Below are 23,273 nucleotides of genomic sequence, written 5' to 3' on the forward strand. Positions count from 1 at the left end.
AGCCCGCCTCAGCCCTTCTTGTCCTTGCCTGAGCCGCGCGCGGCCTTTTCGGCGGCCTTCTTTGTACGGAACTCTGCGCCCCAGCCTTCGCGCTCCATCTGGCGCCCGCGCGCAACGGCGAGCGCGTCGGCGGCCACGTCTTTCGTGATGACGCTGCCCGAGCCGATATAGGCGCCATCCCCGATTTTAACCGGCGCAACGAGGGAGGAGTTGGACCCGACAAAAGCCCCCTCGCCCACTTCGGTATGGTGTTTGAAGAAGCCATCATAATTGCAGAAGATCGTGCCTGCGCCGATGTTGGCGCCGGCCCCGATGCTGCCATCGCCGAGATAGGCGAGATGGTTTGCCTTGGCGCCTTCGCCCATTTCCGTATTCTTTGTCTCGACGAAATTGCCGATATGGACATTCGCCGCAAGCACCGTGCCCGGACGAAGCCGCGCATAGGGGCCAACGCTGCAGCCTTCGCCGACGACGGCGCCTTCCAGATGGCTGAACGCGCGGATCTGCGCCCCGCCTGCCACGCGCACGCCGGGGCCGAACACGACATTCGGCTCGATCACCGCATCGGCGCCAATCTCGGTATCATGCGACAGGAACACGGTTTCAGGCGCGACCATGGTAACGCCCGCGTCCATCAGCGCGCGGCGGCGGCGGCGCTGGAAGATGGCTTCAGCCTCGGCAAGGTCGGCCTTGGAATCGCAGCCGATGAGATCGTCTTCACCCGAGACCGCCGCGGCGCAGCGGATGCGTTCGGCGCGCGCAAGGCCCACAAGGTCTGTCAGGTAGTATTCGCCCTTGGCATTGTTGTTGGTCACATTCGCCAGCAGACGGAACATATCCTTGGCGCGGCCCGCCATGACGCCGGAATTGCAGAGGCGCACCTGAAGTTGCTCGGGGCTTGCCTCGCGCGCCTCGACAATCGCCTCAAGGCTGCCATCGGCGCCGGTGATCAGCCGGCCATAAAGGCCGGGCTCATCGGCCTCGAAGCCCAGCACGCCAAGGCCGGTCGTCTCCGACAGGGTGGCGAACAGGCCTTCGATAGTGGCGGCCGGCACCAGCGGCGAGTCGCCATAGAGCACGGCAAGATCGCCCTCAAAGCCTGCCAGCGCGCCTTCGGCGCAGCGCACGGCATGGCCGGTGCCCTGCGGCGGGTCCTGGAAGGCAATCGCCACATCGGCATGATGCTTCTGAAGGTGCGCGATGAGCACATCCTGCGAGGGATGGACCACGGCAACGATGCGCGCGGCGCCCACAGTGCGCGCAAGCTCGATCGACCAGTCCACCATCGGCCGGCCGGCGACGGCATGCATCACCTTCGGCAAGGGCGACTTCATCCTCGTGCCCTTGCCGGCGGCTAGGATTACGGCGGCGCGCTGTCTCTGGCCTTGGGTCAAATGCGGGCTCCCTCTCGCTTTCCTCTACCCCATCGCCTAGACGAAACCCCGCATCTTGGCGAGGGCGAAGGAGAATTCCGGATGGCTGAAATCAGCAGTTTCGAGGGCTGGACCGTCGCATTCGATCTGGATGGAACGCTGGTTGATACCGCGCCGGACCTGCTGGGCGCGCTCAACCATGTGCTGACCGATGCAGGCCTGCGCCCGGTGGACCTGCCGACCGTGGCCACGCTGATCGGCAGCGGCGCGCGGGCCATGATGGAAAAGGGCTTCGGCATTCAGGACATCACGCTACCAGCCGCGGAAATGGACGCTGCCTTCGAGAAGTTCATCGCCTATTACGTCGCCAATATTGCGGTTGGCTCGCGGCCATTCGAGGGCTGTGTCCCGGCGCTGGATACTCTGCTGGAGGCGGGCGCAACGCTCTGCGTGTGCACCAACAAGCGGCAGGATCTGAGCGAACAGCTGATTGGGGAGCTGGGCATCACCAGCCGGTTTGCCGCGATCCTGGGCGCCGACCGGGCAACCAACAAGAAACCCCATGCCGACCATGTGTTCGAAGCCGTGCGGGCTGCTGGCGGCGATCCGGCGCGCGCCCTGTTTGTCGGCGATAGCCGGACAGATGAAAGGGCAGCCCGGAATGCCGGGCTGCCCTTCGTATTCGTGACCTTTGGCTATGAGCAGGAAACCGTCGAAGAGATCGCGCCCGATGTTACGATCGGCCACTATTCCGAGTTGTTTCCGGCTCTTTCAGTCCTGAAAAATCAGGCGGTCGCTTCACGGCTGGGACGGTAGGTCGGACGCGCGGCGCCCGCCTCGCCCACCGCGCGGCGGCGGGGCATGCCATTGACCATGTTCGAGCGCACGTCGCAGCGGGCGCTCCGCATTGCGGGAACAAAGCCTGCGTCCACAAGGTTGACGTCAACCTCATAACCACGCTCTGCCCAATACGAATTGATTTTTTCGCGGAGGCGCTTCGCGCCTTCTTCGTCACACCAATCTTTCACTCTGCTCTCTCCAGGCGATTTTTTTCGTTCTAGAAGTTAAGACAGCCGTGGCTGTCTGTGCCTGTCCTTCTTAGGTTCATCACGCGGACCTTGCCGACCCGTCTGTGTATGTCGGCTAAATGACAATGTTTGAGGTGTTTCTCAAGAGTTATTCTATATAACATTATCTTAATCAACTAATATGAACAAACGTTCATTATGAACAGACATTCATTTTGCGTTCATCCCATCGCCTTGATTTTTCGAATGCTCTTGAAATTGCAACCGGTTTCAGGCGCCCTGCAAATCCACAACATTCCGCTGCGTCCACTCGTGAGGCGCGCGCAGAAATGTGAGACCTGCTTCAAATATGCATAATCGCATGGCAACTCACCCCACCCATGCGTACAAGTCTGGCGACTTAACCATGGAAACACCGTTCTGACCATCATGCATATGCTTTGCGATATGTGCTTGACCTGATTGCGCACCAGCTTTACCCACCCCGCTCGCGGTCGGGCGATTAGCTCAGCGGTAGAGCACTGCCTTCACACGGCAGGGGTCACAAGTTCGAACCTTGTATCGCCCACCACCTTCCCGACTGCACCTCCTCTGAACTCCGCAATGGCGCCTCCACCGAAGCGCAGTATAAGCCGCCAGATGAAAGCGTTCCTCCGCTCCGCCCCTGTTGTCGCCGTGGTTGGCTGGCTCATCTGGGCCTGGATGGTGCTGGTTGGGCGCACCGTGCGCTGGACAATCGAAGGCGAAGCCGAAGCCCGTGCAAGCCTGGCGGATGAATGTCCCGGCCTTGTGGTCGCCTGCTGGCACGAGACAATCCTTCTTATGCCCTCGGGCTGGAACCGGGCCATACGCCGCTGGCCGGAACGGCGGGAGCGCGCCGCAATGATGATTTCCCTCTCGCCAGATGGCGAATCCGTCGCCCGCGCCATCAAGCACCTGGATCTGGATGTCGTACGTGGCTCGAAAGGCAACAAGAAGAAAGCCAATAAGGATAAAGGGGGCCTGCGCGCCATTGCCGAAGCCGCCGGCCGGCTGCGCGAAGGCGGCTATATCTGCATGACGCCGGATGGCCCGCGCGGTCCGCGCCGCATCGCCAGCCAGGGCGCCGTCACCCTGGCCCAGCGCAGCGGCACAAAAGTGCTGCCCTATGCCATTTCCACCCGCCCCGCGCCGCGCCTCAATAGCTGGGACCGCTTCATCGTTCCCCTTCCCTTTACGCGGGGTGCCATTGTTTTCGGCCCGCTGATCGATTGCCCGCGCGATGCCTCGCCCGAAGCGTTGCAAGACGCGCTGCAACGCGGCATGGATGAAGCAACCCTGCGGGCCGAAACGCTGGCAGGTTATGCGGTTCAACCCACACAAGCCGGAGTTCGTGACTGAATGACGCCTGCGTTGTTCGCCTACCGGCTGGCCACTTATGCCGCTTCGCCTTTCCTTGGCTTCGTGCTGAGCAAGCGCGCAAAGGATGGCAAGGAGGATTATCTCCGCCTGCATGAGCGCTACGCTAAGCGCCTGCCGCCGCGCCGCCCCGGCCCCCTGGTCTGGCTGCATGGCGCGAGCGTCGGCGAAAGCAGCCTGCTGCTGGAGCTTGGCCGCCGCCTCATTGCAGAGCGGCCCGGCGTGATGCTGGTGTTCACCAGCCAGACGGTGACCTCCGCGCGCCTGCTCGGCCCCCTCCTGCCGGACAACGCCATCCACGCGATGGCCCCGCTCGATACCCCGCAAGCCGCCCGCCGCTTCATCCAGCACTGGAAGCCGGATCTCTGCGTCTTTGCCGAAGGCGAAATCTGGCCAAACCTCATCCATGAAGCGCGCAAGAATGGCGCGCGCACGGCACTGGTGAATGCCCGCATGACGCAGAAATCTGCCGACGGCTGGCAGAAGGTGCGCGGCCTCTTCCGCCAGCTTGTCGGCGGGTTCGAGATTGTGCTCGCTGCAGACCTCGACACGGGCCAGCGTCTTGAAAGCCTGCTCGGCCGCGCGGTGCGCGCTGCGGGCAATCTCAAATCGGCGCTGCCCCCACCGGCCGCCAATGATGTGGAGCTGACGCGCCTCACCAATAATTTCATCGCCGGGCGCCGCTGCCTTGTCGCCGCCTCAACTCATCCGGGTGAGGAGGAAATCTTCCTGGATGCAGCGGCAACGCTGGACGAGGATGTGGCCCTCATCATTGCCCCGCGCCACCCTGACCGCGGCGACGAGATCGAAGCCCTGCTGAAGAAGCGCAACCTGCGCCATGCCCGCCGCTCCAAGGGCGTCCAATCAGATAAGCGCGACCGCGTGCTGCTGGCCGATACGATGGGCGAGATGGGCACCTGGCTGCGCATGGCCAATGCTGTTTATCTTGGCGGTGGCCACGCCGAAGGCGTCGGCGGACACAATCCGCTGGAGCCGATCCGCCTCCACCGCCCCGTCGCCTCCGGCCCGCGCGTGCATAACTTCGCGGACCTGATGGCAAGCCTTGAGGCGAGCGGCCTTGTGAATCTTGTGGCCGACACTGCTGCCCTCGCCGCCTTCTTCAAGGAGACGCCGCCTGTGCCGGATGCCGCCCTCGCCGCGCTTGCCGCAGAGGCTGACCAGCCGATGCTCGTAACGCTCGGCGCGCTACTGCCGCTCGTGCCCCGTCCACTGCTTGAAGCATCGGATCGCCAAAAGTGAAGGCGCCGCATTTCTGGTCGGCGGGACTTGATCCCAAATCCCGCGAAGCTGCCCCGCTGACCCGGCTCCTGCTGACGCCGCTGTCCTGGCTTTACCTGAAGGGCCTCAAACGCAAGCTCGCGCGCACGCTTCCGGAAACCGCGCCCGTCCCCGTCATCTGCATCGGCAACCTGACCGCCGGCGGCGCCGGCAAGACGCCGGTCACAGAAGCCATCCGCAACCGGATTATCGAAGGCGGCCTCCGCGCCGCCAGCCTCTCGCGCGGCCATGGCGGAACCGAGCGCGGCCCGCTCTGCGTCGACGCGGGCGCCCACACCGCGCAGGAAGTCGGCGACGAGCCCCTATTGCTGGCCGCCAGCGGCGAAGCCTGGATCGGGCGCGACCGGCCCGAAGCGGCCCGCGCGATGGCCGTGGCCGGGGTCCAGGTGATCGTCATGGACGATGGCCACCAGAACCCCTCGCTGAAGAAAGACCTTACGCTGATCGTCATCGACGCGGAGGCGCCCTTCGGCAATGGCCACGTCCTGCCCAAGGGACCGCTACGCGAGAAAGTAGCCGATGGCCTCGCCCGGGCCGATGCTGTCATCCTGATGGGCGCAGGCCCCGTACCGCCGGAAGTGACCGCCAGCGGCCTGCCCGTGCTGCGCGCGCGCCTGGCCCCGGTGGCCCCGCCCCCGCCCGGCCCGCTGGTCGCATTCGCCGGCATCGGCCGCCCGCAGAAATTCTTCGACAGCCTGGCCGAGGCCGGCGGCGACGTTCAGGACGCTATCCCCTTCGCCGACCACCACCCCTATTCGCCCGCCGACATCAAATTCCTTAAAAGCCTGGCGGCCCGTGATCAGGCCCGCCTGATTACAACCACGAAAGATCATGTCCGCCTGCCCCCGGAAGTGCGGCAGGAAATCCACGCCTGGCCGGTAACCGCAGTGTTCGAAGACACCGCCGCGCTTGACGCGGTGCTCGCGCCGATCTTCAAACGCTGACATTGAGGTTGGATAAATGTTTGTCGTCGAGAGCGTTGATGATCTGTGGAACCATATTGCCTATGTGATGGCATACGCTCCTGATCAATTTCCTTATCGAGACTTCATTCCGGAAGATCATCAAATGAACCTTGACCGCGCGTTCGAACAACTCCGGCAAGGCGTGGAGATCGCCTATCCGGAGGCATCATTTGCTGAGAAGCGCAATCATCTGAATGGCATTCTGGATCGCTCTTATACTGCCTATCAGGCGGGTGATGACATAGCGGCAGGACATCTCCTGAATGAGTTTCAGGACAATATCTTCAAGACCGAGTAAGCGTCTATTCTTTAGATCAAGCCCATGAACGACGAGTCCCCCACCGCCTATGTCCGCCCGAAGGACATCGATAACCGCGCCACCTTCTGGCAGCGAGTGCAATGGCGGCTGGAAACGATCGCCTGGGATCTGATCTACTGGGCACCGGTCAAGGCGATGGGGCCGGACAAGGCGTCAGACTTTGGCGGCTGGCTGCTGAAGAAGATCGGCCCGCGCCTCTCCCAGCACAAGACGATGCGGCGCAATCTGCGCCTCGCCTTCCCGGACTGGACCGAGGCGCAGATCGAACAGACCGCCATGGCCGCTTGGGAAAGCGCCGGGCGCACAGCGGGCGAGCTGCCCCATCTGCCGAAGATCGATCCCTACACCTCCGGCCGCGTCGAAATCGTCGGCCTCGACGTGCTCGACCAGATCCGCGACAGCGGCAAGGGCGCGGTCTTCATCTCCGGCCACTTTGCCAATTGGGAAATCATGCCCGCAGCCATCACCAAGCGCATTCCCCATGCCGTGATGACCTACCGTGCCCTGAACAATCCCCATATCGACAAACGCATCGCTGACCTGCGCCATGATTACGGCACAGCGGTCAACGCGCCCAAGGGCATCGGCACGCGAGAGCTGATGCGCGCCCTGGCCAAGGGCTCGCCGATCGCGCTGATGAACGATCAGAAGTTCAATGAGGGCATCCCAGTTCCCTTCTTCGGGCATGAAGCGATGACCGCGCCCGGCCCTTCGCGCCTCGCGCTGAAATACCAGGTGCCGATCGTGCCGGTCTCCACCACGCGCACAGGCCCGGCCCGTTTCCGCATCGAGTTTCACGCGCCCTTCGTGCCGGAAAACACCGGCGACCAGGACGCCGATGTCCGCCGCTCGGTGGAGCGCATCACCGCCTTCATCGAAGCGCAGGTGCGCGCCCATCCCGGCCAATGGTTCTGGCAACACCGCCGCTGGCCGAAGGACGCCTGGAAAGAAGCGGGTGTCGTCTGATACAAAAAAACTCCAACGCGGTTGGAGTTTTTGGTCCCGCCGTTGGAGTTTCGGTTGGAGTTTTTTAGCGGGACTTATCCACGCTTTTCCGGCGAGTCAGACTTCGCCGGAATTGATCGCCTTCATGATCGAAAACCGCTTGGTGAAGGGGTTGGGCGACTTGCCTTCACAGTAAAGCTTGCGCAGCCGGTAATGGGCAATCGCCGGGCGCATCTGCTTGGGCGCGGGCGAAACGATCGGGCCGAACGCCTTGGACGCATGCCGGCGCGAAGCCGCATAGGCCGCCGCCACCCCTTGCAGCTCGCCGGCCCAGTTGTGGATCGGCAGCAGCACATTGGCAGCCGTCAGGCCAAGCCAGCCTTCAGGTTCCTTGGCGCGGTCATTGTCCACGAACGCGGTCTGATAGCCATCGACCAGCTTTTGCAGCGCGCCCGGCTTCAGGCGGCCCGCGCCGATCTCTTCGGCCAGCGCCAGACACACATCATGGCCCCGTGGCGGCTTGCCTTCGGCAATCTCCTGGATCGCCTCGCGCCACCATTGGAAGCGGATAAGTCCCAGCGTCTCCTCCGACACCGCATCGCGCACCCGGACCAGCTCATACGCCAGAGCATAAAGCGCGATCAGGGCGCGGCGTTCCTTTGCGGGGGCAAACCGGCTGGAAATCCAACGGTCCTCGTCCACACGCCGGACTCTTTTATCAATTTCTTCCCAGGGCGTTTGGGTCAGGGGGGTGGTCTCGTTTGACATGAACCCCATATGTGCGAAACCGCTGCTGAGCGAAAGAGACCAAAAACGCGAGATAAGGACACCGCCATGGCCTTCACCCTTCCCGAGCTTCCCTATGCCCGCAGCGCCCTGGCGCCGCACATCTCCGAAGAGACCCTGAACTTCCACTATGGCAAGCACCATCAGGCCTATGTGACCAACCTCAACGGCCTTGTTGACGGCACCGACCTTGCCGGCAAATCGCTTGAGGAAGTCATCAAGATTTCGGGCGCCGACAAATCCAAGGCCGGCATCTTCAACAACTCCGCCCAGGTCTGGAACCACACCTTCTACTGGCACTCGATGAAACCGAATGGTGGCGGCAAGCCGACCGGCAAGGTCGCTGAGCTGATCGAGCGCGACCTCGGCGGCTACGACAACTTCGTCAAGGAGTTCAAAGCCGCTGGCGCAACCCAGTTCGGCTCGGGCTGGGCCTGGCTGTCCTACAAAGGCGGCAAGCTGGTGATCTCCAAGACGCCGAACGCCGAAACCCCGCTGACCGAGGAAGGCACCACCCCGCTCCTGACCATGGACGTGTGGGAACACGCCTACTATCTGGACTTCCAGAACCGTCGCCCGGACTACATCGACACGTTCCTCAACAGCCTGGTTAACTGGGACTTCGTGAACGAGAACCTGGCCAAGGCCGGCGCGTAAGCCGTTAAGAATCTGCACGTAAAGAGAACGCCCGCCCTTTCCCGGCGGGCGTTTTTGCATTATGTGCGCCGCATCAATCGCTCCGGGCATGGGATTCGCCCGGCTGTGACTGGCCAGACATGGGGTCTGGCAGACGCAGGACGAGAGCCGCCAATCCGGGCGGCCAGGCAAATCAACCAGACATCCCGGAGACCATTCATTGACCGACACCCCCACTGTAAAATTCGCTGATCTTGGCCTTGCCGAGAACATCCTCAAGGCACTGACCGAAGCGGGATACGATATCCCGACGCCGATCCAGGCTGAAGCCATTCCGCACATCGCCATGGGCGGCGACGTGACCGGCATCGCCCAGACCGGCACCGGAAAGACGGCCGCCTTCGTGCTGCCGATGATCCAGCGCCTGTCGACCGGCCGCGCCCGCGCGCGGATGCCCCGCTGCCTCATCCTCTGCCCGACGCGCGAACTCGCTGCGCAGGTCGCCGAGAATTTCGAGAAGTATGGCAAGTATCTGAAGCTCACAATGGCGCTGCTGATCGGCGGCGTCAGCTTCAAGGATCAGGAAACCCTGCTTCAGCGCGGCGTGGACGTGCTGATCGCAACGCCGGGCCGCCTGATGGATCAGTTCGACCGCGGCAAGCTGCTGCTGATGGGCGTTGAGACGCTGATCATCGACGAAGCCGACCGGATGCTCGACATGGGCTTCATCCCGGACATCGAGAAGATCTGCACCAAGCTGCCTGCCAACCGCCAGACCCTTCTGTTCTCTGCAACCTTCCCGGCAGACATTCAGCGCCTGGCGAAGAACTTCCAGCGCGATCCCAAGAAGATCGAAGTGGCCCGCCCTGCGCAGACTGCCGAGACGATCACCCAGCATGTCGTCAAGCTGCCCGGCAATGACGCGAAAGCCCGCCGCACGGCGCTGCGCCGCGTGATCGAGGCTTGCGGCGAGGTGAAGAACGGCATCGTCTTCTGTAACCGCAAGGTGGAGGTGGACATCGTTGCCGCGTCGCTCACCAAGCATGGTCATGATGCTGCGCCGATCCATGGCGACCTGCCACAGAACGTCCGTATGGAAACACTGCAACGCTTCCGCGATGGCCACCTGAAACTGCTGGTCGCATCGGATGTTGCCGCACGCGGCCTGGATATTCCGGACGTTGGCCATGTCTTCAACTTCGCGCCACCGCCGAAGGATGAGGACTATGTGCACCGGATTGGCCGCACCGGCCGGGCCGGGCGCAAGGGGGAAAGCTACACGCTGGTTTCGCCAGATGACGAGAAGTCCTGGGGCTTCGTGCTGAAGATGATCAAGAAGGACGTTCCGGAATTCATGCCGGAAGGCCTGCTTGACGAACTGGCCGCCCTGCCGCCGGAAGAGAAGCGTTCGCGCGGACGCGGCGACCGGGAGCGTGGCCGGGGTGGACGCGGCGAACGTGACCGGGATCGCGGCCGCAGCCGGGGCCGCCGGGAGCGCGAAGAGGCAACCGCCGAGATCGACGCGCCCGAGACCGAAACTGTTGCCGTTGCTGCAGTGGCGGAGCCGGTGGAAGCTGTTGCCGTCGCCGTTCTTGAAGACCGCCCGAAGCGCGAGCGCCCTGCCCGCAGCGAGCGGAACGAGAAACGCCGCGAGCGCAATGACGACCAGCCGCGCGCTGAGCGGGGCGACCGCAGCGAGCGCAGCGAGAAGCGCGAGCGGCCCCAGCGCGACTACAAGCGCAAGGATGACGACCTGATCCTCGAGCCGGCGCCTGACCGCGTGATCGGTTTCGGCAAGGACATTCCGGCCTTCCTCAAGCGCTGACAGACACAGGTACAAGGCCGGTCTTTTCGGGGCCGGCCCGTATCAAACAGTGTCAAACCGGATCATTTCGGGGACAATCGGTGTCAGATCGGGCACTTTGCGTGCCTGATTACGCCCTTTATGGCCCAAACGGGCCTGCCCCTTTCCCCCCGCCCCAATCCTGATTAGGCTTCCCGCCAATCGAGGGATTGTTTCCGGGGTGCTGTCATGAAAATCCACCATAGCCTGCTCGTTGCCGTTTTTGCCCTGGGCCTTGCTGCCTGTGGCGGAGAGAAGACCGATGGCGGCGACGCGCCGAGCGAGCTGCGCCCGGATGAGGGCGCGGTGGCGACAACCGCGAGCACAGCAGTGACCGGCATGCCGGTTGGCGAGCTGCGCGCCGCCGATCCCAGCCTGATCGACATTTACAAACACCTCCACTCCAATCCCGAACTCTCTTTCCGCGAGGTGGAGACTTCCAAGCTGCTGGCCGGGGAGCTCAACGCGCTCGGCTTTGAAGTGACCCAGAATGTGGGCGATGCCTGGGTGCGCGAGAAGGCGATGAAGGATATCGGCGAGGTCAAACCCGGCGTGGGCGGGTATGGCGTCGTCGGCGTGTTCCGCAATGGCAAGGGACCGACGGTGCTGATCCGCGCCGACATGGACGGCCTGCCTGTGCCTGAACAGACCGGCTTTGACTTTGCCTCCAAGATCGCCTCGCAGACCTGGACGGGCGTGGACAGCCCGGTGATGCATGCCTGCGCCCACGACATTCACATGACGGTCTGGGTCGGCACGGCCCGCGAGCTGATCAAGAACAAGGACAAGTGGAAGGGCACGCTGGTGATGATTGCTCAGCCTGCTGAGGAAATCGGCCTTGGCGCGCAGGCGATGCTGGCCGACGGGCTCTATAGCCGCTTCCCGGCCCCGGACTTCAACATTGCACTGCACGTTTCGGCGAGCGCGCCGGCAGGCACGGTGGAATACTCCTCCGGCTATGCCCTTGCCAATGTCGACAGCGTGGACATCAAGGTGAAGGGCGTGGGCGGGCACGGCGCCTATCCCCATTCGACCCGCGACCCGGTACTGATCGGCAGCCATATCGTGGTGGCGCTGCAGAGCCTTGTCTCGCGCAATGTGAACCCGCTGGATTCGGCCGTGGTGACGGTCGGCTCGTTCAAGGCGGGCGCCAAGCACAACATCATTTCGGACGAGGCCGAGCTGCTGCTGACGGTTCGCTCTTATGATGACAAGACGCGGCAGATGCTGCTGGACGGCATCAAGCGGATTGCCGAGGGACAGGCCGCCTCCTTCGGCGCGCCCGCCCCGGAAATCACCATCGAGCGCGACTATACGCCGGCGACCTTCAACGATCCGGACCTGACCGAGCGGGCGATGAAAGCCGTTGCCAAGAAGCTGGGCGAGGCGAATGTGCGCGCCGTGCCGCCGGTGATGGGCGGCGAAGACTTCGGCCAGTTTGCCCGCACCGACGAGAAGATCCCCGGCCTGATCTTCTGGCTGGGCGCGGTGGACCCGGACCGCTACGCCGCCTCCAAGGTCGACGGCATGCCCCTGCCCTCGCTGCACTCGCCGCTGTTTGGCCCGGACTACGACCCAGCCATCGGCACCGGCGTTGAAGCGATGACGACAGCGGCGATTGATCTGTTCAAGGATTGAGGCGGAGCGCGGCGAAAGCCCGCTCTATCCTTCGATCTCATCCTGAGCCCGGCGAAGGACGCTCAGGATGAGCTCATCAGACCGGCATGAAACCGGAAGGCTTTGCCGCGCCAGCAGCTTTGGCCGGACGCAGCTTGCGCTGGCCGGTGGTGGGGGCTGGGTTCGGGCAGGTTTGAGCGTCAGGACGTGTCGGCGGCGGGCGCCTGGACGATGACCGCGCTGAGGCGCGGGCGGCGCGGGGCGGCTTCCGCAATTTCGAAGGCGGCAAAAAGGCCAGGCGCCGCGTCCGCAGTGAACACCGCAGGCATATCGCTGGCCCAGGCCGGATCGGACCAATGGGGACGCTCGCGGGGCACTGGTTTGTAGGCGGAAGGATCTTCCTTGCGCGCGCCGGGATAGAGGATTTCCACCCCGCCCCACCAGCGAATGCGGATCAGCGCATTGGTGTAGCCGCCTTCAGAAAGGCGAAGGGCGGCGCGCTTCAGCTGCCAGTAGAGAATGGCCCAGAACAGGGGATGCACACACTCAAAGTAGCAGGCGAACACGGGGTTCCGGGCGAGGCTGGCAAGATTGACCATGAGGCGCAGTTTACGCCCGCCCCCGCGGGCGTGGATAAGCGGCAGGCGGATTATTTTCAGAGCGCTGGCAGGATTGGGATTTTTGGGCGGCGGGGGCCGGGAGTTTGTTGGATAGGGGGCGAGGCGGAAGCCCGCTCTATCCTTCGACTTCGCTCAGGATGAGGTCGAGGGATGGGCGGGAAGGAAGGCTGGGTCCCGGTCTTCGCCCCGGATCAAGTCCGGAGCAAAATCGGGATGACGGGAATGAGGCGCCCCGCGCGGCGCAGATTCAATAAAGGCAGGAATAAGGCGCCGGGGGTTGCGTTTGGGGCTCCGATTCGGTAGACACCCTTTTGCTCAGACTGCGCATAAGGATCACATCCCTGTCGCGGAAGAGCCCTGGACCGGTAAGCATTTTGAGGGCGCCCCTTGAAATGCTTCTTTTCAGGCCTAACTTATACTCAAATCGAGCATAAATAGCTCGGTTGGTCGAAGGAGGTACATTATGGCGCGTTTGATCGACTCTGGTCCCGGCTGCCCGACCCCTACCCCGCTGCGCGGCAAATCTGCCGCTGAAACGCGCGGTCTCTTTTATGATGATGCGGTGAAAGCCGAAACCGACCCGCTTTACCCGCTGGTCCAGGACTTCATCACGCCGATGGAATGGCCCGCAATTGCGCCGCTGGTGGCCGGTATCAACCGGCTGAAGCGCGAGAAAAATGCGGTGATCCTGGCGCATAATTACATGACGCCGGACATCTTCAGCCTGGTGGGCGACTTCCGGGGCGACAGCCTGCAGCTGGCGCGCGAAGCCGCGAAAGTGGAGCAGAGCGTGATCGTTCAGGCCGGCGTGCACTTCATGGCCGAGACCTCCAAGATCCTCGCGCCGGAGAAGACCGTGCTGATCCCCTCGCTGGAGGCAGGCTGCTCGCTGGCAAGCTCGATCACGGGCGCCGATGTGCGCCTGATCAAGGAGAAGTTCCCGGACTATCCGATCGTGACCTATGTGAACTGCACGGCGGACGTGAAAGCCGAGTGCCACATTACCTGCACCAGCTCCAACGCGGCGCAGGTGGTGGAAGCCATCGCCAAGGAATGGAATTCGGACACCGTGATCCTGGTGCCCGACCAATACCTGGCCAAGAATGTGGCCGCGCAGACGGGTATCCGCATCCTGACCTGGCCGGGCGCCTGCGAAGTGCATGAGCAGTTTTCGGCAGAGGATGTGACGCAGCTGCGCGAAGCCCATCCGGGCGTGATCGTGCTGGCCCACCCCGAATGCCCGCCCGACGTGCTGGAGGCCGCCGACTTTGCCGGATCGACCTCAGCGCTGGCGAGCTATGTGGCGGACAACAAGCCGTCCAAGGTGGTGCTGCTGACCGAATGCTCGATGAGCGACAATGTGGCGGCGGAAAATCCGGGCGTGAACTTCATCCGCCCCTGCAATCTCTGCCCGCACATGAAGCGCATCACGCTGGAAAACATCTATGACTGCCTGATGACGGGCGAGCATGAGGTGACCATTCCAGAGGATGTGCGCGTGCACGCGAAAGCGGCGCTGGACGCGATGCTGGCCCTGCCGAAAATGGACAAGCCGCTGGCATTCAAGACCGGCCTCAAGCCAATGGAACTGGAACTGGTTATCTAGTGCGGAAACCGGGTTGCCAGAGGGGGGCCTCAGGGATGAACTGGACAGGCGTGTTCAGGAGGGATGTCCATGCTTAAGTTCGGCGGGCGCGCCGTTGCCGCGCTGGTTCTGGCGAGCCTTGTGGCTGGCTCGGCGCTGGCCAACTCCGGCAAGGACAAAGGCACGGGCAAGGACCCGAGCGATGTGCTTGGCGCCTGGAGCTTCCAGACCAGCCCCTATCGCGGCGGGGAATGCGTGATGAGCGGCACCATGCGGCTTACCCCGCACCCCGATGAAGGACGCTATGCCTGCGAGCTGACCGCCGTGGAAATGTGCTCCATGTGGGGCCGCTCCGTTGTGCGCCAGTCCTGCGAGGCGCGCCGGTTTGGCGACCAGGTGTCGATCCGCTCCACCATCGAGGAGATGCTGGAAAGCAAGACCGAGGGCCTGCTCTATGTGCCTGACAATTTCACGCTGACGATCCAGTCGCACGAACGGATGTTCGGCGCGCTCGTCTCTGCCGTCACGGCTCCGGTGGAGTTCCGCCGGGCGAATGACGGTATTTCCTGATCGGATCTGACCATGTTTTCAGGGGCTGATAACCGCCTGCCGGCCGGCGCCGGAGCCGTGACCGACGTGCTGATCGTCGGGGCGGGCCTGGCCGGGCTTTTCCTGGCGCTGAAGCTGGCGCCGCGCCCCTGCGTGGTGGTTTCTCCGGCGCCGCTGGGGCAGGCCTCTTCCTCCGCATGGGCACAAGGTGGCCTCGCGGCCGCGCTGCATCCGCTCGACTCCCCTGCTCAGCATGCGGACGACACGGTGGCCGCGGGCGCCGGGCTGGTGGACCCGCTGGTGGCGCGCCTCATCGCCGAGGAAGGCCCGGCGCGTGTGCGCGACCTGATCACGCTGGGCGTTCCGTTTGACCGCACGCCGGACGGACAGCTTGCCCTGTCGCTGGAAGCGGCCCATTCCCATCCGCGCGTGGCGCGCGTTTCCGGCGACCTTGCGGGCAAGGCGATCATGGACGCGCTGGTGGCTGCCGTGGCCGCCGCCGACCATATCGAACTGATCGAGGGCGCGCGGGCCGAGAGCCTGCTGCAGGACCGCAATGGCAGGATCGCGGGCGTTGTGCTGCGCGGAACGACCGGGCGGCCATACGTGAAGACGGCGCGGGAAACGGTGATGTGCACTGGCGGCTCGGGCGGGCTTTACCGCGTGACCACCAATCCGAAGGAAGCCCAGGGCGAGGCCATCGCCATGGCGCGCCGGGCCGGCGCGCTGATGGCCGACCTTGAATTCGTGCAGTTCCACCCGACCGGTATCGACATTGGCCGCGACCCTGCCCCACTGGCCACCGAGGCGCTGCGCGGGGAAGGCGCAACGCTGCACAATAGCGACGGGCGCGCCTTCATGGCGGACTATCATCCGCTGGCGGAGCTTGCCCCGCGCGATGAGGTTGCCCGGGCGATCCATGCCGAGCGGGCCGCCGGGCGCGGCGCATTCCTCGACTGTACCAAGGCCGTGGGCGAGGCATTCCCGCACCATTTCCCGACCGTGTTTGGCGCCTGCATGAGCGCGCGGATTGACCCGCGCACGCAGATGATCCCGGTCGCCCCGGCGGCGCATTACCATATGGGCGGCATCGTGGCGGACCTCTGGGGGAAATCGACGCTGGAGGGACTTTCCGTCTGCGGAGAATGTTCCGCTACCGGCGCGCATGGGGCCAACCGGCTTGCCTCGAACTCGCTGCTGGAAGCGGTGGTGTTTGCCGAGCGGATTGCGCGGCGCCTGCGCGACGCTGACCTTGCCGAAGCGGGGGCGAGCGAAGGCTATACCACGCCGAGACTGGCCGAGGCGGACATGCTGAGCTTGCGCGAAGCGATGTCGCGCGAGTGCGGCGTGGTGCGCAATGCAGCGGGGCTGACGGCGCTGCTGGACCTGATCGAGCGGCTGGAGACGGCGGCGCCGGGCGCAGCGGCGCTGACGGCGGCGCGCCTGATCGCGAGCGGGGCGCTGGCGCGCACCGAAAGCCGCGGCGGGCATTTCCGCTCCGACTATCCCGAGACCGGCGCGCCAGAGCGCCAGTTCCTTCTACCCCCAGCCCGCGAGGCGCTCGTCATATGACCTACATCCCTCCCCTTTCGCCGATCATCCTTGATCCGATCGTTCGGCTGGCGCTGGCCGAAGACCTTGGCCGGGCGGGCGACCTGACGACGGACGCGACCATTCCGCCGGAGACACAACTGTCCGTCGTGATCGCGGCGCGCAAGCCGGGCGTGATCGCGGGGCTCGACGCCGCCGCTTATTCGGCGCAGCTGGTGGACCCGGACCTGAAACTGCAGATCGAGAAGCCCGATGGCAGCGCGCTGACGCCGGGCGATGTGGTGGCGCGGCTGTCTGGCTCTGCGCGCTCCATCCTGATTGCCGAGCGCACGATGCTGAACTTCCTGGGGCGGCTTTCCGGCGTGGCCAGCCTGACGCGGCAATATGTGGACGCTGTTTCCCACACCAAGGCGCGCGTTGTCTGCACACGGAAGACGACGCCGGGCCACCGGGCGCTGGAGAAGCGGGCCGTGCGCTGTGGCGGAGGCACCTCGCACCGCTATGGCCTGGATGACGCAATCCTCATCAAGGACAATCACATTGCCGCCTGCGGCGGATCGATCGCGGCGACGCTGGCGCGGGCGAAAGCCTATGCCGGGCACCTGCGGATGATCGAAGTGGAGGTCGACACGCTGGCGCAATTGGAAGAAGCGCTGAAGCATGGGCCGCATGCCGTGCTGCTGGACAATATGAACCTCGACCAGCTGCGCGAGGCTGTGCGCCTGACCGCCGGGCGGGTGACGCTGGAGGCTTCCGGTGGGGTAACCCTTGAGACGGTCGGCGCGATTGCCGAGACGGGCGTGGACTTTATTTCGTCCGGCGCGCTGACGCATTCTGCACCGAACCTTGACCTGGGGCTCGATGTCGTCTGACAGTTGCCGCCGGAAAGACTGGCATGACCAGTGACAAATAAACCGGCGGGAGGACAGACATGGCGCGCGCAAACGGCCGCAAGGCAATCTTCATCACAGGCGCAGCCTCAGGCATCGGCGCGGAAACGGCGCGCTACTTCGCCCGCAAGGGCTGGTTCTGCGGCCTCTATGACCTCAACGAAATGGGCCTGAAGGCCGTTGCCGCCGAAATCGGCGCCGACAATTGCCATATGGCGAAGCTGGACGTGACGCAGCGGGCCGACTGGACCGCCGCCATGGCCGGCTTCAGCGAGGCGACCGGCGGCAAGATGGACGCCCTGTTCAACAATGCCGGGATTGGCCGCCATGGCTGGTTTGAGGACATTCCGCCCGAAGATTCCGACCTTGTGATCGACATCAATGTGAAGGGCGTGATCAATGGCGTGTATGCCGCCCTGCCCCTGCTGAAGGCAACGCCAGGCGCGCGCATCGTCAACACCGCCTCTTCGGCTGGCATCGTCGGAGCGCCGCAGCTGTCGGTCTACTCCGCCTCCAAATGGGCCGTACGCGGACTGACCGAAGCGCTGGACGCGGAGTTCCGCGACCTTGGCATTCGCGTGACGACCCTGATGCCCTGGTTCGTGGATACCCCGATCCTTGAAATGGGCAGCAAGGAAGGCGCGAACGAGAAAATGTCCGACCAGATGAAAGCCAATGGCGCGAAGGTTTACCCCGTTTCCATGGCGGCAGAGAAAGTGTGGGACGCCGTGCATGGCGACGACATCTATTACATGGTGGGCGCCGAGGCCGACCGGGCACGCTTCATGACGCGCTGGCTGCCGGGCATGGTGCGCAAGGCGATCCGCAAGAACGTGCCGCCACGCGCCTGATCAGCGCCGGCGCGCGAGGGCAAGGCCATCATGCCCCTTGATGCCGACCTGCTGTAACACAATGGATTCAAATTCCGGATGGGCGGCGAGCGCGGCGAGGAATTGCGCCGCGCCGTTTGCCATCGGATCATCCGCTGGCGGATCAAGAACGGCGCCCTTGCGCACGACATTATCTGCCAGCAAGAGCCCGCCCGGCCGCAGGAGGCGCGCGGCCTCGGCAAAATAGGCCGGGTAATCATCCTTGTTCGCATCCAGGAAGACGAGATCGAACGGCCCGATCAGGCTCGGCAGGTTTTGCAGGGCCGGACCGGTGAGAATGACCGTCTGCCCACCCAGGCCTGCCTCATTGAAGGACGCGCGCGCAAAGGCGGCGTAGGCTTCGGAAAGCTCCAGCGTCACCAGCTCGCCCTCGGGCGGCAGCGCGCGGCCAAGCCAGATGCCGGAATAGCCGCCGAGCGTGCCGATCTCCAGAATGCGGCGGGCGCCGATGAGCTTTGCGAGCAGGTAAAGCAGCTTGCCCTGCCCGGCCGACACTTCGATGTGCGGGAGGCCTTCTGCAGCGGCCCGCTGGCGGAGGCGGCGCAGGGCGGCGTCTTCGGATGCAAAAAGGCCGTCGATGAACTGATCGACGGCCTCAAAGGTCTGATTGTCAGGCATGGGCCTTATTGGCCGGCGGTTGCCCGGGCCTGGGCGATCTGGCGGGCCATGTATTCGTCCACGACGACAGCGGCGGGAACTTCTGCGCCTGCCTCTGCGTTTTCCTGAACCGGCGCCGGGGCAGCCTCGGCAACAGCCGGCTTCACGGCAGCGTCTGCCTTGACCGTCTGGACCGACATCAGGCGCGGCGCAGGGGCCTGGACTGTGCGGGTCGAGGTGGTGACGCCGGCGGGCGCAACGGTCGGGGTGACGGTGTAATAGGTGTCGTCTGCCGCGCTGGAAGCGTCTGCGAAGAGCAGGCCTTCATCAAGGGCGGCCATGTCGGCTTCCTTCGCCGCGTCCAGCGCTGCCAGGCGCAGCTCGGTCTGGCGTTTGCGGGCTTCGAAGTTGCGCTCCACGCTCGCCCATTCGGCGCCGCGCGGGAAGCGGTAGAAGATGTGCAGGCCGACCTTTTTGGTCTTGATCAGGCCAGCATTCCAGACCGGATCAACATAGGTGGCGTGATAATGAGTGGCGCCGTCGGTGCGGTCTTCATTCAGGCCCATCATGACATGGGCGGCAACGCGCCTGGAACGCTCCCAGGCTTCACCGACCGGCTGTTTCTTCATCGCGCCATCGCACGTGAAGGTGAACTGGCAACCGGTGGTGCGGGTCGCGCCCTGGAAGACCACATCGCAAACCGTGTCAGGATAGCGATGATCGCGGACACGGTTGGAAATGACTTCGGCAACGGCAAGCTGGCCTTCGACCGGCTCGTGACCCGATTCATAATAGACAGCCTGCGCCATACACATCAGCTCGGCATCGATGGTCTCGGCGCGCTGGATCTGGTCAGGACGGAAAGAGGCAAGCGAGGCAAGCGCCGCGCCATCGCGGTCGCGCATCGCATAGCGGCTCATCGAAGAATCGATGTCGCGCTTCAGGGTGTATTCGACGGTGCGCAGCCAGGGCGTGTCGAGCAGGCCCGGCGTGTGGCTGGCCGTGCGCACGGCAAGGCCACCATCTTCATACATGGCCAGACGCCCCGCCTCGGCGCGGAATTCCGCGTCGGCGCGCAGGTCGGCCTGCTGTTGGGAAATTGCGGGAAGAGAAACGGACGCAGTCACCGCGACAACGGCAATCATGCCGCCGCGGATGAAGACATCACGCTGTTCCTGGTCAGTCATACCGAGCCACCACCGTGTGAGCTTTTCACGCAGCCCATTAACCCGGAATACACTGGCCCGGCCTGGTTTAAGAAACCTTAACATCACCGCTCCTCTTTCCCCGGCCGGCAGTTATGCTCTGCCTCGGACCCCGGGGTTTTCGAGATTTATTCGTTTCTAATGAGGCCGCATGTACCCGGCCGGCCCCGTTCGGGACTGGAGGGAATTGGCCCACCCGCAACTATCTAGCAATATTTCAGCCAGTTTCCTGAGTGACAATTCAGATAGCCTTGGGGCTGAGCCGAATCGCGGATTTCGCGCGACGCGTGAATAATTCGATGTAATTATCTGAAAAATAAAAGAAAAACGGGGCCACTGCGGACCCCGTTCATCTTCAACTCACTGGAAGATTGTTGCTGAAATGCAACGATCAAGCGGCACGGATTCTTGAGCGGAATCCCGGAAATGTGCCTATTTTTTTGCCTCGCGGACGGCCGCCTGTGCCGCTGCGAGACGCGCAATCGGCACCCGGTAAGGCGAGCAGGACACATAATCGAGGCCCGCACGGTGGCAGAATTCCACAGAAGCCGGATCTCCGCCGTGTTCACCGCAGATTCCGAGCTTGATATCGGCCCGAGTCTTGCGGCCGCGCTCGGCTGCGATCTTAATAAGTTCCCCTACGCCATCCTGGTCAAGTGTTACGAACGGGTCCTTTTCGTAGATCCCCTTCTCTGAATAGGCAGGCAGGAATTTGCCGGCATCGTCGCGGGAAATACCCAGCGTCGTCTGCGTCAGATCGTTGGTGCCGAAGGAGAAGAATTCAGCCGCTTCGGCGATCTCGCCCGCAGCCAGCGCTGCGCGCGGCAGCTCGATCATCGTGCCGACCATATAGTCGAGCGTGACACCGGTTTCAGCGAAGACTTTCCTGGCCGTTTCGTCGACCAGCTTCTTCAGGATGTCGAGCTCGCGGTGGGTGGCCACCAGCGGGATCATGACTTCCGGAACCGGCTTGAACTCGCCTTCTTTCGAGACATTGACCGCCGCCTCGAAGATGGCGCGGGCCTGCATCTCGTAGATCTCCGGATAGGTGATGCCGAGACGGCAGCCGCGATGGCCGAGCATGGGGTTGGACTCATGCAGGTCAGCCGCGCGGCGGCGCAGCTCCTCGGCGCTGAGGCCGGAAGCCTTGGCAACACCGGCGATGTCTTCATCGGTATGCGGCAGGAATTCGTGCAGCGGCGGATCGAGCAGGCGGATGGTGGCCGGGCGCTCGCCCAGGATGCGGAAGATTTCCTCAAAGTCGGACCGCTGCATGGGGAGCAGCTTGGCAAGCGCCTCGCGGCGGCCCGCCTCGTCATTGGAAAGGATCATCGTGCGCACCGCCGGGATGCGCTCTTCCTCGAAGAACATGTGTTCGGTGCGGCAGAGGCCGACGCCTTCGGCGCCGAACTCGACAGCGGTGCGCGTGTCCAGCGGGGTTTCGGCGTTGGCGCGAACCTTCAGCTTGCGGCGCTTGTCGGCCCAGCCCATCAGCTCACCGAAATCGCCGGAGAGATCCGGATTGATCAGCTCGACGCCGCCGGCAATGACGCGGCCATTGACGCCGTCGACGGTGATGAAGTCGCCCTTCTTGAAGGTGCGGCCACGGGCGGTGAATTCGCCTTTGGCGACATCGATGCGCAGGTCGGACGCACCGCAGACGCAGGGCCGCCCCATGCCGCGCGCGACGACGGCAGCGTGGCTGGTCATGCCGCCACGGGCGGTGACGATGGCGCGGGCAGCGTGCATGCCCTTGATGTCATCCGGGCTCGTCTCGACACGGACGAGGATGACATCCTCCCCCTTGGCAGCGAGATTGAACGCCTCTTCGGAATCGAACACGACGCGGCCAACCGCAGCGCCAGGGCTGGCCGGCAGGCCCTTGAAGGCCACGTCATAGGCCGGTTTGCCGGCTTTCTTGTTCTCGTCATCCGACGGGATGCGCGGGTGGAGCAGCTGGTCGAGCGCCGCCGGATCGATGCGCAGGAGCGCTTCTTCTTCCGTGATCAGACCTTCGCGGACCATGTCCACGGCGATCTTGACGGCGGCGGCGGCAGTGCGTTTGCCGTTGCGAGTCTGCAGCATGTAGAGCGTGCCGTCTTCGACGGTGAACTCGATGTCCTGCATGTCCTTGTAGTGGCGCTCCAGCGTCTCGGCGACGTCGATCAGCTGTTTGTAGACCGGCGGCATCGCCTCTTCGAGCGGGGCATCCGATGAACCAAGCGTGTTGGCGCGCTCACGCGAGATCGGCGCCGGGGTGCGGATGCCCGCGACCACGTCTTCGCCCTGCGCGTTGATCAGGTATTCGCCATAGAAGATGGGCGAGCCGTTGGACGGGTCGCGCGTGAAGGCAACGCCCGTGGCCGACGTGTCGCCAAGGTTTCCGAACACCATGGACTGGACGTTGACGGCCGTGCCCCAGCTTTCGGGAATGTCGTTCAGCTTGCGATAGATGATCGCGCGATCGGACATCCAGGAATTGAAGACGGCCGAGATGGCGCCCCAGAGCTGTTCGCGCGGGTCTTCCGGGAACGGACGGCCGAGGACTTTCAGGACGGCGTCCTTGTAGCGGACGATGACTTCCTTCCAGTTGTCGGCGGACAGGTCGGTGTCGAGGTCGAGGCCCTCGCGCTCCTTATAGTCGTCCAGGATGTGTTCGAACTCGTCATGGCCCATGCCGAGCACGACGTTGGAATACATCTGGATGAAGCGGCGGTAGCTGTCATAGGCGAAGCGTTCGCCTGCCTTGCCAGCGAGGCCGGCGGCGACTTCTTCATTGAGGCCGAGATTGAGGACCGTGTCCATCATGCCCGGCATCGAGGCGCGGGCGCCCGAGCGGACGGAGACGAGGAGCGGGTTTGCCGGATCGCCGAAACCCTTGCCCGTCTTGGCCTCAAGATCGGCCAGCGCGGCGGCGGTCTGGGCTTCGAGCGTGGCGGGATAAACCCGGCCCGTTTCATAATAAGCGACGCAAACCGCCGTCGAAATCGTAAAGCCGGGGGGCACTGGCAGGCCAAGCTTTGCCATTTCGGCAAGGTTGGCGCCCTTCCCGCCCAGAAGGTTGCGCATGGAGGCATCGCCATCTGCGGTGCCACCTCCGAAAGCGTAAACCCATGTTTCGTCAGCGTTTTTTACTGCGGCGTTGCTCATACGAAGCGTTCCCCGTGTTCAGCTTTG

21 protein-coding genes and 1 tRNA gene are annotated in these 23,273 nt (G+C 63.9%); 15 read left to right on the plus strand and 7 right to left on the minus strand.

Annotated elements, in window-relative coordinates; genetic code table 11:
• Nucleotides 1-8: 8 nt before the first annotated feature.
• Nucleotides 9-1,394, minus strand: coding sequence for a bifunctional UDP-N-acetylglucosamine diphosphorylase/glucosamine-1-phosphate N-acetyltransferase GlmU (gene glmU / locus K1X12_RS00385; RefSeq protein WP_220985661.1), 1,386 nt, complete (start codon nucleotides 1,392-1,394; stop codon nucleotides 9-11).
• Nucleotides 1,395-1,475: 81 nt separating this feature from the next.
• Here glmU and K1X12_RS00390 point away from each other — a divergent pair, with 81 nt between their 5' ends.
• Nucleotides 1,476-2,189: an HAD hydrolase-like protein gene (locus K1X12_RS00390; protein ID WP_220985662.1), complete on the plus strand. Its 714-nt coding sequence runs from the start codon at nucleotides 1,476-1,478 to the stop codon at nucleotides 2,187-2,189.
• On the opposite strand, the gene K1X12_RS00395 is transcribed toward K1X12_RS00390, so the two are convergent.
• A complete protein-coding gene (locus tag K1X12_RS00395) occupies nucleotides 2,159-2,401 on the minus strand; it encodes a hypothetical protein (protein WP_220985663.1) in 243 nt (80 codons plus the stop codon). The genes K1X12_RS00390 and K1X12_RS00395 overlap by 31 nt on opposite strands.
• A gap of 496 nt (nucleotides 2,402-2,897) precedes the next feature.
• On the opposite strand from K1X12_RS00395, the gene K1X12_RS00400 reads away from it, so the two are divergent.
• The 6 genes from K1X12_RS00400 to K1X12_RS00425 all read left to right on the plus strand — a co-directional run bounded on the left by K1X12_RS00400 (nucleotide 2,898) and on the right by K1X12_RS00425 (nucleotide 7,348).
• A tRNA-Val gene (locus K1X12_RS00400) sits at nucleotides 2,898-2,972 on the plus strand.
• A 68-nt stretch (nucleotides 2,973-3,040) separates the two neighbouring features.
• Nucleotides 3,041-3,781, plus strand: coding sequence for a lysophospholipid acyltransferase family protein (locus K1X12_RS00405; RefSeq protein ID WP_220985664.1), 741 nt, complete (start codon nucleotides 3,041-3,043; stop codon nucleotides 3,779-3,781).
• On the plus strand, nucleotides 3,782-5,059 hold the full coding sequence (locus tag K1X12_RS00410; protein WP_220985665.1) for a 3-deoxy-D-manno-octulosonic acid transferase: 1,278 nt from the start codon (nucleotides 3,782-3,784) through the stop codon (nucleotides 5,057-5,059).
• Nucleotides 5,056-6,042, plus strand: coding sequence for a tetraacyldisaccharide 4'-kinase (gene lpxK / locus K1X12_RS00415; RefSeq protein ID WP_220985666.1), 987 nt, complete (start codon nucleotides 5,056-5,058; stop codon nucleotides 6,040-6,042). The genes K1X12_RS00410 and lpxK overlap by 4 nt, the downstream gene beginning before the upstream one ends.
• A gap of 16 nt (nucleotides 6,043-6,058) precedes the next feature.
• Complete coding sequence (locus K1X12_RS00420) at nucleotides 6,059-6,361, plus strand: hypothetical protein (RefSeq protein WP_220985667.1); 303 nt, start codon at nucleotides 6,059-6,061, stop codon at nucleotides 6,359-6,361.
• A gap of 24 nt (nucleotides 6,362-6,385) precedes the next feature.
• Nucleotides 6,386-7,348, plus strand: coding sequence for a lysophospholipid acyltransferase family protein (locus tag K1X12_RS00425; protein ID WP_220985668.1), 963 nt, complete (start codon nucleotides 6,386-6,388; stop codon nucleotides 7,346-7,348).
• A gap of 96 nt (nucleotides 7,349-7,444) precedes the next feature.
• On the opposite strand, the gene K1X12_RS00430 is transcribed toward K1X12_RS00425, so the two are convergent.
• Entirely contained in the window at nucleotides 7,445-8,029 is a 585-nt protein-coding gene (locus tag K1X12_RS00430; RefSeq protein WP_220985669.1) for a squalene/phytoene synthase family protein, read from the minus strand.
• A gap of 132 nt (nucleotides 8,030-8,161) precedes the next feature.
• Here K1X12_RS00430 and K1X12_RS00435 point away from each other — a divergent pair, with 132 nt between their 5' ends.
• The 3 genes from K1X12_RS00435 (at nucleotide 8,162) to K1X12_RS00445 (ending at nucleotide 12,230) form a co-directional block, all read left to right on the plus strand.
• Entirely contained in the window at nucleotides 8,162-8,770 is a 609-nt protein-coding gene (locus K1X12_RS00435; RefSeq protein WP_220985670.1) for a superoxide dismutase, read from the plus strand.
• Between the two features lie 199 nt (nucleotides 8,771-8,969).
• Nucleotides 8,970-10,574: a DEAD/DEAH box helicase gene (locus K1X12_RS00440; protein WP_220985671.1), complete on the plus strand. Its 1,605-nt coding sequence runs from the start codon at nucleotides 8,970-8,972 to the stop codon at nucleotides 10,572-10,574.
• A gap of 213 nt (nucleotides 10,575-10,787) precedes the next feature.
• Complete coding sequence (locus K1X12_RS00445) at nucleotides 10,788-12,230, plus strand: M20 metallopeptidase family protein (RefSeq protein ID WP_439649728.1); 1,443 nt, start codon at nucleotides 10,788-10,790, stop codon at nucleotides 12,228-12,230.
• A gap of 179 nt (nucleotides 12,231-12,409) precedes the next feature.
• Here the strand turns inward: K1X12_RS00445 and K1X12_RS00450 are convergent, their stop codons facing one another.
• Nucleotides 12,410-12,808 (minus strand): hypothetical protein, encoded by a 399-nt coding sequence (locus K1X12_RS00450; protein ID WP_220985672.1) that lies wholly within the window; start codon nucleotides 12,806-12,808, stop codon nucleotides 12,410-12,412.
• A 484-nt stretch (nucleotides 12,809-13,292) separates the two neighbouring features.
• Here K1X12_RS00450 and nadA point away from each other — a divergent pair, with 484 nt between their 5' ends.
• From nadA to K1X12_RS00475, 5 genes are all read left to right on the plus strand, one after another.
• Nucleotides 13,293-14,435 carry a quinolinate synthase NadA gene (nadA, locus tag K1X12_RS00455; RefSeq protein ID WP_220985673.1) on the plus strand — a complete coding sequence of 381 codons (1,143 nt, stop codon included), beginning with the start codon at nucleotides 13,293-13,295 and terminating at the stop codon, nucleotides 14,433-14,435.
• Nucleotides 14,436-14,504: 69 nt separating this feature from the next.
• Nucleotides 14,505-14,984, plus strand: a complete 480-nt coding sequence (locus K1X12_RS00460) for a hypothetical protein (protein ID WP_220985674.1) — start codon at nucleotides 14,505-14,507, stop codon at nucleotides 14,982-14,984.
• Nucleotides 14,985-14,996: 12 nt separating this feature from the next.
• Nucleotides 14,997-16,535: an L-aspartate oxidase gene (locus K1X12_RS00465; protein ID WP_220985675.1), complete on the plus strand. Its 1,539-nt coding sequence runs from the start codon at nucleotides 14,997-14,999 to the stop codon at nucleotides 16,533-16,535.
• On the plus strand, nucleotides 16,532-17,386 hold the full coding sequence (nadC, locus tag K1X12_RS00470; protein ID WP_220985676.1) for a carboxylating nicotinate-nucleotide diphosphorylase: 855 nt from the start codon (nucleotides 16,532-16,534) through the stop codon (nucleotides 17,384-17,386). The genes K1X12_RS00465 and nadC overlap by 4 nt, the downstream gene beginning before the upstream one ends.
• Nucleotides 17,387-17,445: 59 nt before the next feature.
• Nucleotides 17,446-18,255, plus strand: a complete 810-nt coding sequence (locus tag K1X12_RS00475) for an SDR family oxidoreductase (RefSeq protein WP_220985677.1) — start codon at nucleotides 17,446-17,448, stop codon at nucleotides 18,253-18,255.
• Here the strand turns inward: K1X12_RS00475 and K1X12_RS00480 are convergent, their stop codons facing one another.
• From K1X12_RS00480 to ppdK, 3 genes are all read right to left on the minus strand, one after another.
• The gene (locus tag K1X12_RS00480) at nucleotides 18,256-18,912 is read right to left on the minus strand and encodes an O-methyltransferase (RefSeq protein WP_220985678.1); all 657 of its coding nucleotides are present in this window, start codon (nucleotides 18,910-18,912) and stop codon (nucleotides 18,256-18,258) included. It abuts the gene before it with no gap.
• A gap of 5 nt (nucleotides 18,913-18,917) precedes the next feature.
• Entirely contained in the window at nucleotides 18,918-20,078 is a 1,161-nt protein-coding gene (locus K1X12_RS00485; RefSeq protein WP_225907817.1) for a cell wall hydrolase, read from the minus strand.
• Nucleotides 20,079-20,528: 450 nt separating this feature from the next.
• Nucleotides 20,529-23,246: a pyruvate, phosphate dikinase gene (gene ppdK / locus K1X12_RS00490; protein ID WP_220985680.1), complete on the minus strand. Its 2,718-nt coding sequence runs from the start codon at nucleotides 23,244-23,246 to the stop codon at nucleotides 20,529-20,531.
• Nucleotides 23,247-23,273 lie beyond the last annotated feature (27 nt).

The organism is Hyphomonas sediminis, assembly GCF_019679475.1.
Lineage (GTDB): Bacteria > Pseudomonadota > Alphaproteobacteria > Caulobacterales > Hyphomonadaceae > Hyphomonas > Hyphomonas sediminis.

Coding starts and splice junctions, on each gene's coding strand:
- K1X12_RS00390 (WP_220985662.1), top strand. CDS start 1,476: ATGGCTGAAATCAGCAGTTTCGAGGGCTGGACCGTCGCATTCGATCTG.
- K1X12_RS00405 (WP_220985664.1), top strand. CDS start 3,041: ATGAAAGCGTTCCTCCGCTCCGCCCCTGTTGTCGCCGTGGTTGGCTGG.
- K1X12_RS00410 (WP_220985665.1), top strand. CDS start 3,782: ATGACGCCTGCGTTGTTCGCCTACCGGCTGGCCACTTATGCCGCTTCG.
- K1X12_RS00420 (WP_220985667.1), top strand. CDS start 6,059: ATGTTTGTCGTCGAGAGCGTTGATGATCTGTGGAACCATATTGCCTAT.
- K1X12_RS00425 (WP_220985668.1), top strand. CDS start 6,386: ATGAACGACGAGTCCCCCACCGCCTATGTCCGCCCGAAGGACATCGAT.
- K1X12_RS00435 (WP_220985670.1), top strand. CDS start 8,162: ATGGCCTTCACCCTTCCCGAGCTTCCCTATGCCCGCAGCGCCCTGGCG.
- K1X12_RS00450 (WP_220985672.1), bottom strand. CDS start 12,808: ATGGTCAATCTTGCCAGCCTCGCCCGGAACCCCGTGTTCGCCTGCTAC.
- nadA (WP_220985673.1), top strand. CDS start 13,293: ATGGCGCGTTTGATCGACTCTGGTCCCGGCTGCCCGACCCCTACCCCG.
- K1X12_RS00460 (WP_220985674.1), top strand. CDS start 14,505: ATGCTTAAGTTCGGCGGGCGCGCCGTTGCCGCGCTGGTTCTGGCGAGC.
- K1X12_RS00465 (WP_220985675.1), top strand. CDS start 14,997: ATGTTTTCAGGGGCTGATAACCGCCTGCCGGCCGGCGCCGGAGCCGTG.
- nadC (WP_220985676.1), top strand. CDS start 16,532: ATGACCTACATCCCTCCCCTTTCGCCGATCATCCTTGATCCGATCGTT.
- K1X12_RS00475 (WP_220985677.1), top strand. CDS start 17,446: ATGGCGCGCGCAAACGGCCGCAAGGCAATCTTCATCACAGGCGCAGCC.
- K1X12_RS00480 (WP_220985678.1), bottom strand. CDS start 18,912: ATGCCTGACAATCAGACCTTTGAGGCCGTCGATCAGTTCATCGACGGC.
- K1X12_RS00485 (WP_225907817.1), bottom strand. CDS start 20,078: ATGACTGACCAGGAACAGCGTGATGTCTTCATCCGCGGCGGCATGATT.
- ppdK (WP_220985680.1), bottom strand. CDS start 23,246: ATGAGCAACGCCGCAGTAAAAAACGCTGACGAAACATGGGTTTACGCT.